General features: G+C 65.2%; 13 protein-coding genes, 4 tRNA genes and 1 pseudogene. 7 read left to right on the top strand and 11 right to left on the bottom strand.

Annotated elements, in window-relative coordinates; genetic code table 11:
- Positions 1-80: 80 nt before the first annotated feature.
- The 3 genes from HBE63_RS21230 to HBE63_RS21220 form a co-directional block, all read right to left on the bottom strand.
- Positions 81-2,363, bottom strand: a complete 2,283-nt coding sequence (locus tag HBE63_RS21230) for an LCP family protein (RefSeq protein ID WP_166906511.1) — start codon at positions 2,361-2,363, stop codon at positions 81-83.
- Positions 2,364-2,599: 236 nt separating this feature from the next.
- Complete coding sequence (dusB, locus tag HBE63_RS21225) at positions 2,600-3,784, bottom strand: tRNA dihydrouridine synthase DusB (RefSeq protein ID WP_166906510.1); 1,185 nt, start codon at positions 3,782-3,784, stop codon at positions 2,600-2,602.
- On the bottom strand, positions 3,781-4,782 hold the full coding sequence (locus HBE63_RS21220; RefSeq protein WP_166906509.1) for an acyl-ACP desaturase: 1,002 nt from the start codon (positions 4,780-4,782) through the stop codon (positions 3,781-3,783). Before HBE63_RS21220 ends, dusB begins: the two co-directional genes overlap by 4 nt.
- 190 nt (positions 4,783-4,972) lie before the next feature.
- Here HBE63_RS21220 and HBE63_RS21215 point away from each other — a divergent pair, with 190 nt between their 5' ends.
- Positions 4,973-5,431 carry a hypothetical protein gene (locus HBE63_RS21215; RefSeq protein WP_166906508.1) on the top strand — a complete coding sequence of 153 codons (459 nt, stop codon included), beginning with the start codon at positions 4,973-4,975 and terminating at the stop codon, positions 5,429-5,431.
- 173 nt (positions 5,432-5,604) lie between these two features.
- Positions 5,605-6,042, top strand: a complete 438-nt coding sequence (locus HBE63_RS21210; protein WP_166906507.1) for a hypothetical protein — start codon at positions 5,605-5,607, stop codon at positions 6,040-6,042.
- 20 nt (positions 6,043-6,062) lie between these two features.
- On the opposite strand, the gene HBE63_RS21205 is transcribed toward HBE63_RS21210, so the two are convergent.
- The gene (locus HBE63_RS21205) at positions 6,063-6,647 is read right to left on the bottom strand and encodes a TetR/AcrR family transcriptional regulator (RefSeq protein ID WP_166906506.1); all 585 of its coding nucleotides are present in this window, start codon (positions 6,645-6,647) and stop codon (positions 6,063-6,065) included.
- An 80-nt stretch (positions 6,648-6,727) separates the two neighbouring features.
- On the opposite strand from HBE63_RS21205, the gene HBE63_RS21200 reads away from it, so the two are divergent.
- Positions 6,728-7,738 (top strand): oxygenase MpaB family protein, encoded by a 1,011-nt coding sequence (locus HBE63_RS21200; protein ID WP_166906505.1) that lies wholly within the window; start codon positions 6,728-6,730, stop codon positions 7,736-7,738.
- A 10-nt stretch (positions 7,739-7,748) separates the two neighbouring features.
- On the opposite strand, the gene HBE63_RS21195 is transcribed toward HBE63_RS21200, so the two are convergent.
- A complete protein-coding gene (locus tag HBE63_RS21195) occupies positions 7,749-8,105 on the bottom strand; it encodes a DUF732 domain-containing protein (RefSeq protein ID WP_166906504.1) in 357 nt (118 codons plus the stop codon).
- Between the two features lie 245 nt (positions 8,106-8,350).
- Here HBE63_RS21195 and HBE63_RS21190 point away from each other — a divergent pair, with 245 nt between their 5' ends.
- The gene (locus HBE63_RS21190; protein WP_166906503.1) at positions 8,351-8,716 is read left to right on the top strand and encodes a group 1 truncated hemoglobin; all 366 of its coding nucleotides are present in this window, start codon (positions 8,351-8,353) and stop codon (positions 8,714-8,716) included.
- Positions 8,717-8,749: 33 nt separating this feature from the next.
- Here HBE63_RS21190 and HBE63_RS21185 read toward each other — a convergent pair.
- A tRNA-Lys gene (locus HBE63_RS21185) sits at positions 8,750-8,825 on the bottom strand.
- A 135-nt stretch (positions 8,826-8,960) separates the two neighbouring features.
- On the opposite strand from HBE63_RS21185, the gene HBE63_RS21180 reads away from it, so the two are divergent.
- The 3 genes from HBE63_RS21180 to HBE63_RS21170 all read left to right on the top strand — a co-directional run bounded on the left by HBE63_RS21180 (position 8,961) and on the right by HBE63_RS21170 (position 9,262).
- Positions 8,961-9,033 (top strand) — tRNA-Glu (locus HBE63_RS21180).
- Positions 9,034-9,068: 35 nt separating this feature from the next.
- Positions 9,069-9,145, top strand: a tRNA-Asp gene (locus HBE63_RS21175).
- Positions 9,146-9,185: 40 nt separating this feature from the next.
- Positions 9,186-9,262: transfer RNA gene (locus HBE63_RS21170), tRNA-Phe, on the top strand.
- Between the two features lie 38 nt (positions 9,263-9,300).
- Here HBE63_RS21170 and HBE63_RS21165 read toward each other — a convergent pair.
- The 5 genes and pseudogenes from HBE63_RS21165 to HBE63_RS21145 all read right to left on the bottom strand — a co-directional run bounded on the left by HBE63_RS21165 (position 9,301) and on the right by HBE63_RS21145 (position 12,751).
- The gene (locus HBE63_RS21165) at positions 9,301-10,455 is read right to left on the bottom strand and encodes a site-specific integrase (RefSeq protein ID WP_166906502.1); all 1,155 of its coding nucleotides are present in this window, start codon (positions 10,453-10,455) and stop codon (positions 9,301-9,303) included.
- Entirely contained in the window at positions 10,455-10,691 is a 237-nt protein-coding gene (locus tag HBE63_RS21160; RefSeq protein WP_065139020.1) for an AlpA family transcriptional regulator, read from the bottom strand. The genes HBE63_RS21165 and HBE63_RS21160 overlap by 1 nt, the downstream gene beginning before the upstream one ends.
- Before the next feature lie 4 nt (positions 10,692-10,695).
- A complete protein-coding gene (locus HBE63_RS21155) occupies positions 10,696-11,016 on the bottom strand; it encodes a hypothetical protein (protein WP_166906501.1) in 321 nt (106 codons plus the stop codon).
- Positions 11,009-12,332 (bottom strand): annotated as a pseudogene (locus tag HBE63_RS21150) (FtsK/SpoIIIE domain-containing protein). Before HBE63_RS21150 ends, HBE63_RS21155 begins: the two are co-directional and overlap by 8 nt.
- A complete protein-coding gene (locus HBE63_RS21145; protein ID WP_166906500.1) occupies positions 12,329-12,751 on the bottom strand; it encodes a plasmid replication, integration and excision activator in 423 nt (140 codons plus the stop codon). The pseudogene HBE63_RS21150 and the gene HBE63_RS21145 overlap by 4 nt, the downstream one beginning before the upstream one ends.
- Between the last annotated feature and the right edge of the window lie 8 nt (positions 12,752-12,759).

The raw sequence follows: 12,759 nt of genomic DNA, 5'->3' as shown, positions 1-12,759 counted from the left end.
CAAGATTAGGCGGTCGGTGGCCGTGTCGTCACGATGCAACGATGAACTAACGGTGAATGCCGTCCACCCGGGTCGCCGGACTATTCGCAGGTCGTGTCGGCGGCGTTGGTGACGGTCAGATCCTCGGGGAGGTGCGTCGGGCTGGCGCCGGTGCCCTTGAGTACATGCACCTGCACTTCTGACCCGCTCGGGGTCGGGGCGCCCACCGAGTAGAAATCGGAACCCAGCACGACCTGGATAACGTTGCCCATGCCCGTCACCCGTTCGATGGTCGGGTTGGTGAAAGAGCTGGCCACGGTCGCGGCCGCCTCCTCGTTGCCGGGGGAGAAGAACACCGTGGTCGCCGGGAGCGTGCTCGGGTAGTCATCGGGGGTGTTGACGTTGAAGCCGTGTTCCTGCAGTTCGGTGGCCGCGGTGGAGGCCAGGCCGCTCTGGCCCGTCGAGTTCGACACCTGCACCGTCACCTGCTGCGGTTCGGTGGTGATGGCGTTGACCATCTCACCGCTGTCCGTCGCGGCCGGCGCGGGCGCCGGTGCTGTGGACTGGGGTGTCTCTGAGGGCGCGGCAGCCTGGACGGACGACGTCGCCGATTCCGGGGTGCCGGGCACCGGAGTGTTGTCCGGATTCTTCTCGCCCGGCAGAGGGTCGTCGTTGATGATCGCGTCGAACAGGGAATGCATGTCGTCGGTGCGCGGGACTTCGTTGCCGTATTCGTCGGCGTAACCCACGGTCGGCACCGTCACGAAGGTGATCCGGCCCGCGTTCACACCCTGGACGGACTGTCCGAGGTCGACGAGGTCCTTGGTCCTGATGTTGTCGACAAAGCTGTCGCTGATGAACATGTTGACCACGTTGTTCAGCTTGTTCAGCGAGAAGAAGGTGTCGCGGGAGATCAGGGTGCGCAGCAGTGAAGAGAGGAACAGCTGCTGTCGTTTGATGCGGCCGTAGTCCCCGTTGTACTCGGTGGTGACCTGGCGGGCCCGCACGTAGTTCAGCGCGGTGTGGCCGTCGATCGTCTGACGACCGGCGTTGGCCAGCACGGTGCCCAACTCGTAGTCCTCGAGCGGGGTGGTGCTGCACACCTCTATCCCGCCGACTGCGTCGACCATCTTCGAGAAGCCGGAGAAGTCGACGGCCATGAACCGGTTGATGGACAGGCCCGACAGCTTCTGGATCACCTTCACCAGGCATTTCGGGCCGCCGAAAGCGAAGGCCGAGTTCAGCTTGGTCTCGGTGTAGATCTCGTCCGGGCCGTAGGTCTCGGTCTCTTCGTCGTACAGCGGGCCGTAGGTCGCCGACTCCGGATTCCAGGGCTCGCACTTCATCGGGGTGATCGACAGGTCACGCGGGAACGACACGGCGACGACACGTCGCCGGTCGGCCGGGATGTTCACCAGCATGATGGTGTCGGACCGGGCTCCGCCTGCGTCCTCGGTGCCACCGGCGCCCATACCTCCGTTTTCGCCGAGCCGGCTGTCGGTGCCGACGATCAGGAAGTTCTCGTCACCGAACTGGGAGTTGGGGTCGACGATGTCGCGCGAATTGAGGTCGAGCGCCGCCACTTTGTTGAGGCTGTTGTTCTTCGAGCTCTGCCACTGCCAGGCCCCGCCGGTCAGCACGAGGGTGAGGACCGCGAGCATTGCCGCGGCGGCCCGGCCGGCCAGCATCACCCGGCGGTTGATCGCCGGCCGCACCTTCTCGATCTCATCGGTGTCGGCGCGCTCGTGCTCGGAATCGTGCTCGTCCTCCGGCGTCTGGCGGACCCGCCATGACGTACGTCCCTTGGGCAAGTCGTATTCGTAGATCGGCAGAGCCGGCAATACGTCGGTGTTCGCGGCGTCGATGTCGCGGTGATCCGGTGAGTCCGCGAATGGCTCCTCGAAAGATTCCGGGAACTCCTCGACCTCGAGGGCATCCTGGGGTTCATCGATCTCAGGGGCGATCCGCACCGCTTCGATCACGTCGGTCGGGTCGGGTACCGGCGGGCGGACATACGCCGGTGCATACGCCGGCACGGGTTCGGGCTCCGGCAGTGGCTCTGGCTGCGGCTCAGGTTCTGGGTCCCACGCGTGGGCCGGCTCAGGCTCTGGTTCGGGCTCCGGGTCGTCGGGTGCCAACCGGTGGCGGTTCGGTGTGAATCCGGTCCCGGCGACCTTGGCGATCAGATCGGCGACAGTTACTCCGCCGGCGTGACTGCCGGTGGGCTCATCGAGGGGTGAATCGTCGGGTAACAGCGCATCCTGGCGTTCCCACGGCGCGGCGCCTGGCAAAGGCTCCCGGGATCGGGTAATCCATTGGTTGTCCGACGAATCGTCCGCAGAGCGGTGCCGACGGCCGGGAGTGGCGTTACTACCGTCACTCATGTCCTTACCGGCCTCCGACTCTTCGAGCTCGCGCGTGCGCGTCGGTGCGCATCGTTCCCGCGGGTGCTGCTGGGCGCTGCTGAGGTATTTCTCCTCATCTCTTCTAGCAGCACGGTGCCGGGCTGGCTACTTGAGCCGGCCGCGGCAAGGTCCTCATCGTACTGAGGCATCCTGGGACTGAGCTAGACCCAACCCGGTGACGGAGCCGTCTCGATGTCATCTCAGGCGAGTACAGCTCAGCCTCCGGAATGCATCACATCGGCCCCGACCGGCACCGCGCAGTCGTCGGGATCATCGAGCCACCCCTCGGGCAACGACACCGAGGCGGCCGAGCCCTGGCGCCCGCGCGGACCGGTGGCCGCAGGCGGGAACGGGGCGTGGCCGTCGAGTTGGTCGAGCAGTGCGTCGAGTTCGGCACGGGTCTTGACCAGGGCCAGCCCACGCCGCAGGTCGGCGCCGGCCGGGAACCCGTGCATGTACCAGGCCACGTGCTTGCGGATTTCGCGCATTGCCTTGTCTTCGCCGAAATGTTCGCTGAGCAGTTCGCCGTGGCGGCGCACGATGTCAGCGACCTCGCCCAGGTTCGGTGGGGTGGCAGCGGGGCGACCGTTGAAGGCGGCCGAGAGCTCGGCGAAAAGCCACGGCCGGCCCAGGCAGCCCCGGCCGATCACCACGCCGTCGCAGCCGGTCGCGGCCATCATCGCAAGCGCGTCGTCGGCCTCGAAGATGTCGCCGTTGCCCAACACCGGGATGCCGGTGACATGAGCCTTCAGCGCAGCGATCTGATCCCAGTCGGCCGTGCCGGAGTAGCGCTGTGCCGCAGTGCGCGCATGCAGCGCCACGGCTGCCGCCCCCTCCTCGGCAGCGATCCGCCCGGCGTCCAGGTGCGTGTGATGGGTGTCGTCGACGCCGATCCGGAACTTCACGGTCACCGGAATGTCGGTGCCCGCGACGCCCCGCACCGCAGCCGCCACGATCTGGCCGAACAGGCGGCGCTTGTAGGGCAGTGCAGATCCGCCGCCACGCTTGGTGACCTTGGGCACCGGGCAGCCGAAATTCATGTCGATGTGGTCGGCCATGCCCTCGTCGGCGATCATCTTGGCCGCGAGGTAGGTGGTTTCCGGGTCCACGGTGTAGAGCTGCAGCGACCGCGGAGATTCGTCGGGGCCGAAGGTCGTCATGTGCAGGGTGACCGGATGGCGCTCGACCAGGGCCCGCGCGGTGACCATCTCGCACACGTAGAGGCCGCTGACGGTGCCGGCACGGGCGATCTCGAGTTCGCGGCACAGTGTGCGGAATGCCACATTCGTCACCCCGGCCATGGGAGCCAGGACGACGGGACTGGGCAATGCGAACGGCCCGATCCGCAGCTGGGATCGGGCCGACGCTGCAGTTGCAGGGGGCGTTGCGGTCAGAGTCATGAAGACGAAGAGGACACCAACAGGTTCTTCATGGCCTTCTTCTCGGCGACCTTGCGCTCGCGCTCGAGGCGACGCTCCTTGGCGACCTCGAACTTGTCGCAGGCGTCTTCGAGCTCTTCGACGATGCGGCCGATGTCGTCACGCAGTCGGGCGCCCTCGCCGGTGAAGTCTTCACGCTCGAAGATGCGCCACTTGCGCAGGATCGGCATCACCACGTCGTCGAGGTGGATCCGCGGGTCGTAGACGCCGCCGACGGCGATGATGACGGCCTTGCGGCGGAAGTCGGGCACGGTGTAGCCGGGCATCTTGAAGTTGTCCAACACGCGGTGCAGCGACGCCATGCCCTGATTGGGCGCGATGTCCAGACCGGCTGCCGAGACATCCCGGTAGAAGATCATGTGCAGATTCTCGTCAGCCGAGATGCGCTGCAGCAGTTGGTCGGCGATCGGGTCGTCGCAGGCCTTGCCGGTGTTGCGGTGGCTGACGCGGGTGGCCAGCTCCTGGAACGACACGTACATCACCGAGTCGAACAGGCTCTCGGCGAACAGGTCGCCCTGCTGGTTCTGGCCGGGGGAGAAGCCGCGGGTGACCTGCTCGACACGCAGCTCTTCCAGCTCGACGGGGTCGATGGCACGGGTCACCACGAGGTAGTCGCGCAACGCGATGCCGTGCCGGTTCTCTTCGGCGGTCCAGCGGTTGACCCAGTTGCCCCAAGCGCCGTCCATGCCCATGTTCATCGCGATCTCGCGGTGATACGAGGGCAGGTTGTCCTCGGTGAGCAGGTTCTGGATCATCGCGGTCTTGGCGACCTCGGACAGCTTGGACTGCCCGGGCTCCCAGTCCTGTCCGCCGAGTGCGTAGTAGTTCTTGCCGTCCGACCACGGGATGAAGTCGTGCGGGTTCCAGTCCTTACGCATCCGCATATGGCGGTTGATGCTGGACTCAACGACAGGCTCGAGTTCGTGCAGAAGCTGCAGGTCTGTGTATTCCTGCGACATGTGCCCTCGTCCTCCTCGCGTCCCTGGGACGCTCAGTTATCTGTACCTGTTGGTAGCAGTCAATATATCTGTGTAACTCGGTGACATCAAGTTGCCCCGCCCGTATTTGACGAGCCCTGCGCCGTGCGGATAACGACGGTACGATCCGCACGAACATCTGTCGGATACCACGCTCGGAGGTTGGGCACACGTGAAAAAGCTTGTTGTCGGTGCCGGAGCCGCTGTTGCCACCGGTGCGGCCGTGTCCCTGCTGTTCGGTGCCGGCGTCGCAGCCGCCGCGCCTGACGTGGTGGGGCAGACCTACTCGGACGCCTCGGGCGCGATCGAGGATAGCGGTTCCAGTGCCAAGGTCGCGGTCACTGTGGGCAGCAAGCTGTCCCAGGGTGATTGCATCGTCACCAACGCGTGGGATGCCCCGTTCGTGCGGGACGGAAGTCACGCGTCCGGCGAGGTCATGGTGGCCCTGAACTGTGACGGTGACCATGCCACCGCCAACCACCCGGGCGCCTCGGTCGCCAGCCCGGCCGGCCGGGAGGCCAAGGCCGCCGACGATGAGGCCGCCGCCAAGCAGGAGGCGCGGCTCGCCGCAGCCCAGGCCGCTGCGGAAGAGGAAGCGCAGCTCGCCGAGGTCAGCACGCCCGACGAGTAAGGCGTGCTTGTCCTGGTCATGAGCCCTGACGCCGACTAAAATCCGGGTCAGCTCCCAAAGAGTGTTTGCCGTGACACCTGGTCACGGACCGCGGGGTTGCTGACACGAACGGCCGAAAGCGCCGCCGCCCCACCTCTCCGGGAGAGATCGCCGGACGGGGAAGGTCGGGCCAGATGAAGATCGCGATCGGGTGCGGAAGCGTTATCGCTATGTCCGCGGCGGGTTTTGCGTCCGTGATCGGTGCGGGGGCGGCCCATGCGGCGCCGGACGTCGTGGGGCAGACATACAGCGACGCGGTCAGCGCCATCGAGGACGGCGGCGGCACGGCGCATGTTGCTGTGAGCGTCGGCAGTCGTTTGCCGCGTGACGAGTGCATCGTCACCAACGCCTGGACCGTCCGTCAGTTGGTGCCGCAGAAGTCCGACACCTACTTCGAGTACGCCGAAGACGTTACGCAGGTGGCGCTCAACTGCGACGGTGACCACGCCACCGAGACTCACCCTGGCGCGTCGATCGCCACCCCGGCCGGACGTGAGGCAAAGGCCGCCGAAGATGAGGCCGCCGCTGCCGAGCAGGAGCCAATCGCCGAGGCCAGTACTCCCGACGAGTAGCGGGGACTCCGGCAGTCTGCTCAGAAACTGCCGATGCGCCCGAGCAGCATGTCGACGCAGTAGTCGGTGAACTGTTCGCGGCTGGCCGGCAGCCGCTCGTCGAGGTAGGCACTGAACAACGCGGTCAATGCTCCGATCAGGCTGGTGGCGACCATGGCCTGGCGTACCGGGTCGGCGATGCGGGTCAGTTTGCGCTGCAGCAGGCCGATGAAGTCGGGCATCCACTCCGCGCCCGAGCGGGTGAGCACCGGTTCGGATTCGGGGGCCAGTAACAGCACACGGCCCTGGGTGGGATTGTCCACCATCAGTGCGACGAATCGTTCGACCGCGTCGCGGGGGGTAGCCGCCGTGGTCAAGGCCGACATCGCCCGGCCGCAGACGTCGTCGTAGACGGCCCGGACGAACGTGTCACGGTCGGTGAAGCTCTCGTAGAAGTATCGTTCGGTGAGTTCGGCCGCCCGGCACACCGCACGGACTGTGAGAGCTGGGCCCTCGGCTTTGCCCAGCAGGACGACCCCTGCTGCGATCAGTTCGTCGCGACGACGGGCCGCCCGTTCCTGTAGCGGAACGCCCGACCATCGGCCGCGTCGTTGACCGGATGGCACATCTACTCCTAAGCTTTGATGACAACGTATGTAGTCACAATTGAAACAGGATCATCGTTCTGCCGGCAGAAAGCGCACCTGTGACACAAGATACTTCTGAGACATGCCCGGTGACCAGCGGTTCCGCCGCCGTGACGGCGGGCTGCCCAGCCGCCCCGGGCGGGTATGAGGCCCCGCCTACACCGCTCGGGCCGGATTCGCTGACGTGGAAGTACTTCGGTGACTGGCGCGGCATGCTGCAAGGTCCGTGGGCCGGCTCCATGCAGAACATGCACCCGCAACTCGGTGCGGCCGTCGAGGAGCACTCGATCTTCTTTCAGGAGCGCTGGCCCCGCTTGCTGCGCTCGCTGTACCCGATCGGCGGCGTCGTGTTCGACGGCGACCGTGCGCCGGCGACCGGTGCCGAGGTACGCGACTACCACGTCAACATCAAAGGTGTTGACGCTCAGGGGCGCCGGTACCACGCGTTGAATCCCGAGGTCTTCTACTGGGCGCATTCGACGTTTTTCGTCGGCACGATCATCGTGGCCGACCGGCTCGCGGGTGGGATCTCCGAGGCCGACAAGCGGCGGCTGTTCGAGGAACACAAGCAGTGGTACTCGATGTACGGGATGAGTATGCGCCCCGTGCCGGAAACCTGGGAGGACTTCCAGGTCTACTGGGATCACATGTGCCGCAACGTGTTGGAGAACAACCAGGCGGTCCGTGACGTGTTGGATCTGTCCGAGCTGCCCAAGCCCCCGTTCGCGTCGAAGATGCCGAACTGGATGTGGGCGCTGCAGCGCAAGTATGTAGTGCACCCGTTGTTCGTGTGGTTCACCGTCGGCCTGTACCACCCAGCGGTGCGCGAGCTGATGGGCTACACCTGGTCTGAGCGCGACGAGAAGGTACATCGCCTGTTGGGCAAGGTGATTGGCAGGGTATTCACGATGGTGCCGCGTCGTCGCCGCATGCATCCGCGGGCGCGCACCGCGTGGGATCGCGCCACCGGCCGTCTCCCGGCGGACGCACCCTTGGTGCACACCCCGGCCCGCAACCTGCCGCCAATTGGGCACCGCGACAACGGGATGCACTACTGCCCGAAGGTCTGAACGGACCGCCTCAGCGCCCGACGAACGGGGCGTTCTGCGGGCAGTAGACCTTGACCGCACCCCGGACCAGGTTCGCGGCCTGATGTTTGTCGATGCCTGCCTGGTTCCTCAGCTGGCTGATGACTCCCCGCACCGTGCGCGCGGGCTCGATCTTGCCCTTCGTGAGCGCGTCACAGACTCCGCGCCCGACCTGGCCGGCCTCCTCGGCCGAGGTGGTCGGGATGTTCAGGTCCTTGACGATGGTGAAGAACTGGTCGTCCTGAGCGTCGGCGTGAGCTGGCGCGACCCCGAATGCGGCGCTGGCGGCCAGCGCGGCAGCACCGACCGCGGTGGCCATGGCTCGAGTGCTCAAGCGCCGGGAGAACATGCTGCTGACTCCTTCGTGCTGTCGACTTCATGCTGTCGACCCCGAACGTGAACTTGATGGCGAGAATTCTCCACAATCTCGCCATCTACTTCACGTTGGGCCGTCCGACCCCGCGTACAACGATAAACGGCTGTGGTCCGTGGTGCGCCGGCCTGTGGTGTGAAGCGTCGCACCGTGAGGTGGCCGTAGCGGATCGGCTACGCGTTCGAAATTGGGTGGCAACGACGTCGGGCGAGGCTGGCGCCATGACGACCATCTATGACCAGATCGGCGGGACCGAGGCACTCGAGACCGTCGTTGAAGACTTCTATCGGCGGGTACTGGCGGACGACGAACTCGCGGGTTTCTTCACCGGAACCAATATGGCCAGGCTCAAGGGCAAGCAGGTCGAGTTCTTCGCCGCGGCATTGGGCGGGCCCGTGCAGTACAGCGGTGCACCGATGCGTCAGGTCCATCAGGGCCGCGGCATCGCCCTGCATCACTTCAACCTGGTGGCCGGCCACCTCTCCGACAGCCTGGCCGATGCCGGGGTGCCCGAGCCGATCGTCGGGCAGATCATCGCCGCGATTGCTCCGCTGGCCGACGAGATCGCGACCGCGCGGAGCGCGTGAACCGCACCGTGGACCCGCCTTGCGGCGGGTGTTTGGTGCCCCCAGTAGGGCTCGAACCTACGACCTGCGGATTAAAAGTCCGTAGCTCTACCAACTGAGCTATAGGGGCGCGAGAAGACAGGGTACAAGATGATTGAAATTGGTGTTGCGACCACCGGGTTTGAAGATTTGGGCACCGGTACCCTAAGCTATCGAAGCTCCCAACGAACGAGGTTGATGAGTACCCCGGAGAGATTCGGATTAGGCCCCCATCGTCTAGTGGCCTAGGACGCCGCCCTTTCACGGCGGTAGCACGGGTTCGAATCCCGTTGGGGGTACGCAACGCGGCAACGCGGAGCATGCTGGAAAGTAAGGCCCTGTGGCGCAGTTGGTTAGCGCGCCGCCCTGTCACGGCGGAGGTCGCGGGTTCGAGTCCCGTCAGGGTCGCCATCACGGCGAGGCACTTCGGTCTAGAGGCCGACGGCCTTCCGGCCAGGTAGCTCAGTTGGTACGAGCGTCCGCCTGAAAAGCGGAAGGTCGCCGGTTCGATCCCGGCCCTGGCCACCATTCTTTACCTGCATCGACACGGGTCTTGCACTCAGTTGTCAGTTTTCTTTGTCCGGTTCTTGTCCGGTCTTCGGTGTATGAATCTCGGTCGCGTGGAGTTGATCGAGGTTCGTTGCCACCTGGTCCAGCTCATCGGAGTAGAGGTCGCTGTAGATGTTCGCGGTGACAGTCGGCGTCGAATGCCCCATAGTTTTCTGCACGTAGCGCAGGTCCGCGCCGGACTTGCGCGCCAGGCTGGCGTAGGTATGGCGCAGATCATGAATGGTCAGTGGGGCTAGATCGGTCCTGTTGAGCGCTTTATTCCAGTGCGTGTGCCTGCGCCAGTTGTTCGATCGCAGCATCGCTCCGTTGGGTGAGGTGACAGCGGGTTCGTCAGGTGCGCGGCCGCTGAGACGCCGTTTGAAGATGTCGACGACGACTTGCGGCAGCGGGACGGTTCGGATGCCGGCACGGGTCTTCGGAGGGCCGACGATGATACGGCCCTCGACTTCTGGCGCTGCCCGTCGGACGTAGAGGCGGCGGGCCACGAGGTCGACGTCCTTGACGCGGAGGCCGACGAGTTCGGACCAACGCAAGCCGGTGTACGCGAGGATGGTCACGACGTCGCCCTGGTCGCCGCACGCGATAGCGAGCGTCTGGACTTCCTGGGCGGTCAGATAGCGGTGTCGTTCCCGTTCAGGAATGCGACCTGCTGAGACGCCGATGGCAGGATTGCGGTGGATGCGGCCGTCCTGGTGGGCCACGTCGAGGATCGACCGCAGGAGTCGCAGCGTTGATACCTTCGCCCACGGTCCGATCGTCAGGACGTCGACGAACGCCTGGATGTCGGCGCGGGTGATTTCGTCGACGGGCAGATGGCCGAAGCGCGGTGCGATACGCAGTTCCCAGTGCTGGGTGTAGCCGCTCCACGTCTTCGGAGACACCGCCGGTTTCTTGGAACCGGAGAACTGGGTCCATACCCGGCTCAGCGGTGTGCGGCCGAGGCGCGGGTCGAATCGGCGTGCGCCGATCGCGGCTTCGTTGTCGCGTTCGGATTTGAATGCCTTCGCCTCGCGCAGGGTGGGGAAGGTGGCGGAGGTTTCGCCCCAGCCTGACGGTGCGTCGGGGTCTCGGATCAGGTAGCGGACTTGGTATCGGGATTCTCCGGCTGCGTTGAGTCGTTTCCGGATGCCGCGAGGTGTGTTTCCGGCCATTATCGACGCACCTGCTTGAGCCAGGACCGGACTTCCGCGCAGTCCCAACGGCGTACCCGCTCCGACAGGGTGTAGCACGGTGGGCCGATCTGCTCACCGGTCGTTTCGCGGAGCGCGGCCCAGCGGTTGAGTGTCGCGGCCGAGACACCGAGCAGCGCTGAGACCTGCTCTGCGGTCAACAGTTCGGGGAAGTTGCCCGCAGCGACGAGCGCCTCCCTGAGGCCATGAGTGACCATCGCTTCACCTCGCTGCACGGATCGAGTCGAACCAGGCACGCGTGCGCTGCAATCCACGGTCGACGTCGGACTGACCGCCGGTGATTCCCCACAGTTCGAATGCCCACCGTTCCATCGAGGAGGTCGTTGTCTCACCGCAGCGCTGGAGTTCGGCGTTGTCACCCAGGACCAGGGCGGTGCCGATGACTTCGCCGCGCGACCAGACCCGCAGGTAATGATCCCATCCGTCTCTGCGGACGAGGTTGGAGCGGAGGATCAGATCATCGGCATGCCGCGCCAGCTGATCCTGATCGGGTGGTTCGAAGATGGACCAGTCGTCATTCATTGCGCTGTCCTCCGACAGTGCGGGGCCGTCCGTATTGCTCTGCAGTGGAGCGGATTTGTTCATCGGACCAGAAGTCGGATCGCACCTTGGTCGCTTGGCCGTCCTCGGCGATGACGTAGCCGGTTCCCGGTCTGTCTGGGCTGATCCGGTGTGCGAGTGCGGAATCTGCCATTCCGTCGCCGAGAACCATGGCGACTTCATCGCGGGAACGCAGTCGAAGCGCGATGGTCTGGGTGAACAGTCCCCGCATCGGTAGGATTTCTTTGCGTGGGTCTTGCAGGAACGCCACCACGACGATTCCCAGGGCACGGCCTTTGGTGAGAATCCGCGACAACGAGGCGGCGGCTGCTTTGCGCAGGGCCGGATCGCTCATGTACGCGGTGACTCCGGCCAGTTCGTCGATCAGCAACACCACGAGTGGTGATGCTTTGGTCGGACTGTGCTCACGCGTGCGGCCGGCCATCTCATTCCCGCGCTTGTTCATCAACTTTTCCAGCGCGGCAAGGGTTTCCACGGCATCGATCTCTGTGGTGGCGATCTTGGAGAACAAAGGAGCGCCGACTGACAATTCGATGCCGTACTTCAGGTCGATTCCCACCAGGCGAACCACACCGGCGGCAACAGCGGGGCCGAGCCCCCCCTGCGATACCCCAGAAGACGGAACCTTTGCCTGCGCCTGAGCAGCCCACGGTCAAGGTGTGTCGGCCGCTCAAGGGTATGGTCCACGCCGAGCCGTTCTCGCAGCGACCGATCATGACGCGCGCTGTCGCTACTGCGGTCGGCGGCGCGGCGCTGCCTACCGTCGACAACCGTTCCCGCATGACCAGTTCGATCCAAACCGTGCCAGGAGAGACCACGACCGACCGCGCTGAGTGTGCGCCCGCAGCGTCCCGGATCGCTGGAACAGCCCGCTCCAGGTCCTCGACGGTCTGTCCCATCCTTGCTCGCACTGTCAGATGCAGGCAGGAGTGGGAGACGGCCGTTCCCAAGAGCTTTGGATGAAACCAACGCGTCGACGTGACTTGTCGTCCTTCGTTGTCGCGGCGCGTCACCCGTTCGGAGGCCGATAGGCCGCAGCGCTTGCATAGCCGTTGCCATGAGACGTGTGCCCAGAGCCGCCAGCGCACGAGCCGGGCAGGTGCTGCAAACCGTTCCTCGTAGGTTTGCGGTGAGCGCAGTCGCCAATAGATGAGCGCAGCGCCGATGACGACCATGACGGCCGCCAGGCACAGGGCAATACTGGTCAGCAGGTGCACCAGGTGGTCGAACCGCAATGGGGTACCGGGACCGACCGGCGCGAACGGGTCAGGGTTCATTCCGACGCCCGACCCGTGTTCGATGCTGCGGACGGCTTGCCCGCTGCTGTCATGCCCGAGGCGCGGAACGACCACGCGATCCGTGAGAAATCGCCCGTCCGCTCGATGTACGGCAGCGCTGTCAGGCCTTCGAAAACTACAGGGGTGAAGGGTGTTCCGCTGGAATTGGTGGGCGCAATGGGTTGCATCGGTGCGGCGAACTTCACCGTCACCGTGCGGCTGCGCTTCGGTGCTGTCGGATCTCCGTCGAGTACTTCGACCTGCCACATCGGTACACCCGTATCGCGGTCCCTCGCCTGGACGCGGTTCTCGCCCGAGGACTTGTCGAAGTCGATCATCGGCGTCACCTCCGAAACGATGAACGCGCCGCACGAAAACACCTGGTCGTGCCCTATCTGGAGCCATTTGGGGATGGACATTGCTGAAC

The organism is Mycobacterium sp. DL440 (assembly GCF_011745145.1).
In the GTDB taxonomy this organism is placed as follows: Bacteria; Actinomycetota; Actinomycetes; order Mycobacteriales; family Mycobacteriaceae; genus Mycobacterium.
Note: the sequence above shows the minus strand (reverse complement) of the source record. Positions and strands in the feature narration are given on the sequence as shown.

Coding starts and splice junctions, on each gene's coding strand:
- HBE63_RS21230 (WP_166906511.1), bottom strand. CDS start 2,363: ATGAGTGACGGTAGTAACGCCACTCCCGGCCGTCGGCACCGCTCTGCG.
- dusB (WP_166906510.1), bottom strand. CDS start 3,784: ATGACTCTGACCGCAACGCCCCCTGCAACTGCAGCGTCGGCCCGATCC.
- HBE63_RS21220 (WP_166906509.1), bottom strand. CDS start 4,782: ATGTCGCAGGAATACACAGACCTGCAGCTTCTGCACGAACTCGAGCCT.
- HBE63_RS21210 (WP_166906507.1), top strand. CDS start 5,605: ATGAAGATCGCGATCGGGTGCGGAAGCGTTATCGCTATGTCCGCGGCG.
- HBE63_RS21195 (WP_166906504.1), bottom strand. CDS start 8,105: ATGTTCTCCCGGCGCTTGAGCACTCGAGCCATGGCCACCGCGGTCGGT.
- HBE63_RS21190 (WP_166906503.1), top strand. CDS start 8,351: ATGACGACCATCTATGACCAGATCGGCGGGACCGAGGCACTCGAGACC.
- HBE63_RS21165 (WP_166906502.1), bottom strand. CDS start 10,455: ATGGCCGGAAACACACCTCGCGGCATCCGGAAACGACTCAACGCAGCC.
- HBE63_RS21160 (WP_065139020.1), bottom strand. CDS start 10,691: ATGGTCACTCATGGCCTCAGGGAGGCGCTCGTCGCTGCGGGCAACTTC.
- HBE63_RS21155 (WP_166906501.1), bottom strand. CDS start 11,016: ATGAATGACGACTGGTCCATCTTCGAACCACCCGATCAGGATCAGCTG.
- HBE63_RS21145 (WP_166906500.1), bottom strand. CDS start 12,751: ATGTCCATCCCCAAATGGCTCCAGATAGGGCACGACCAGGTGTTTTCG.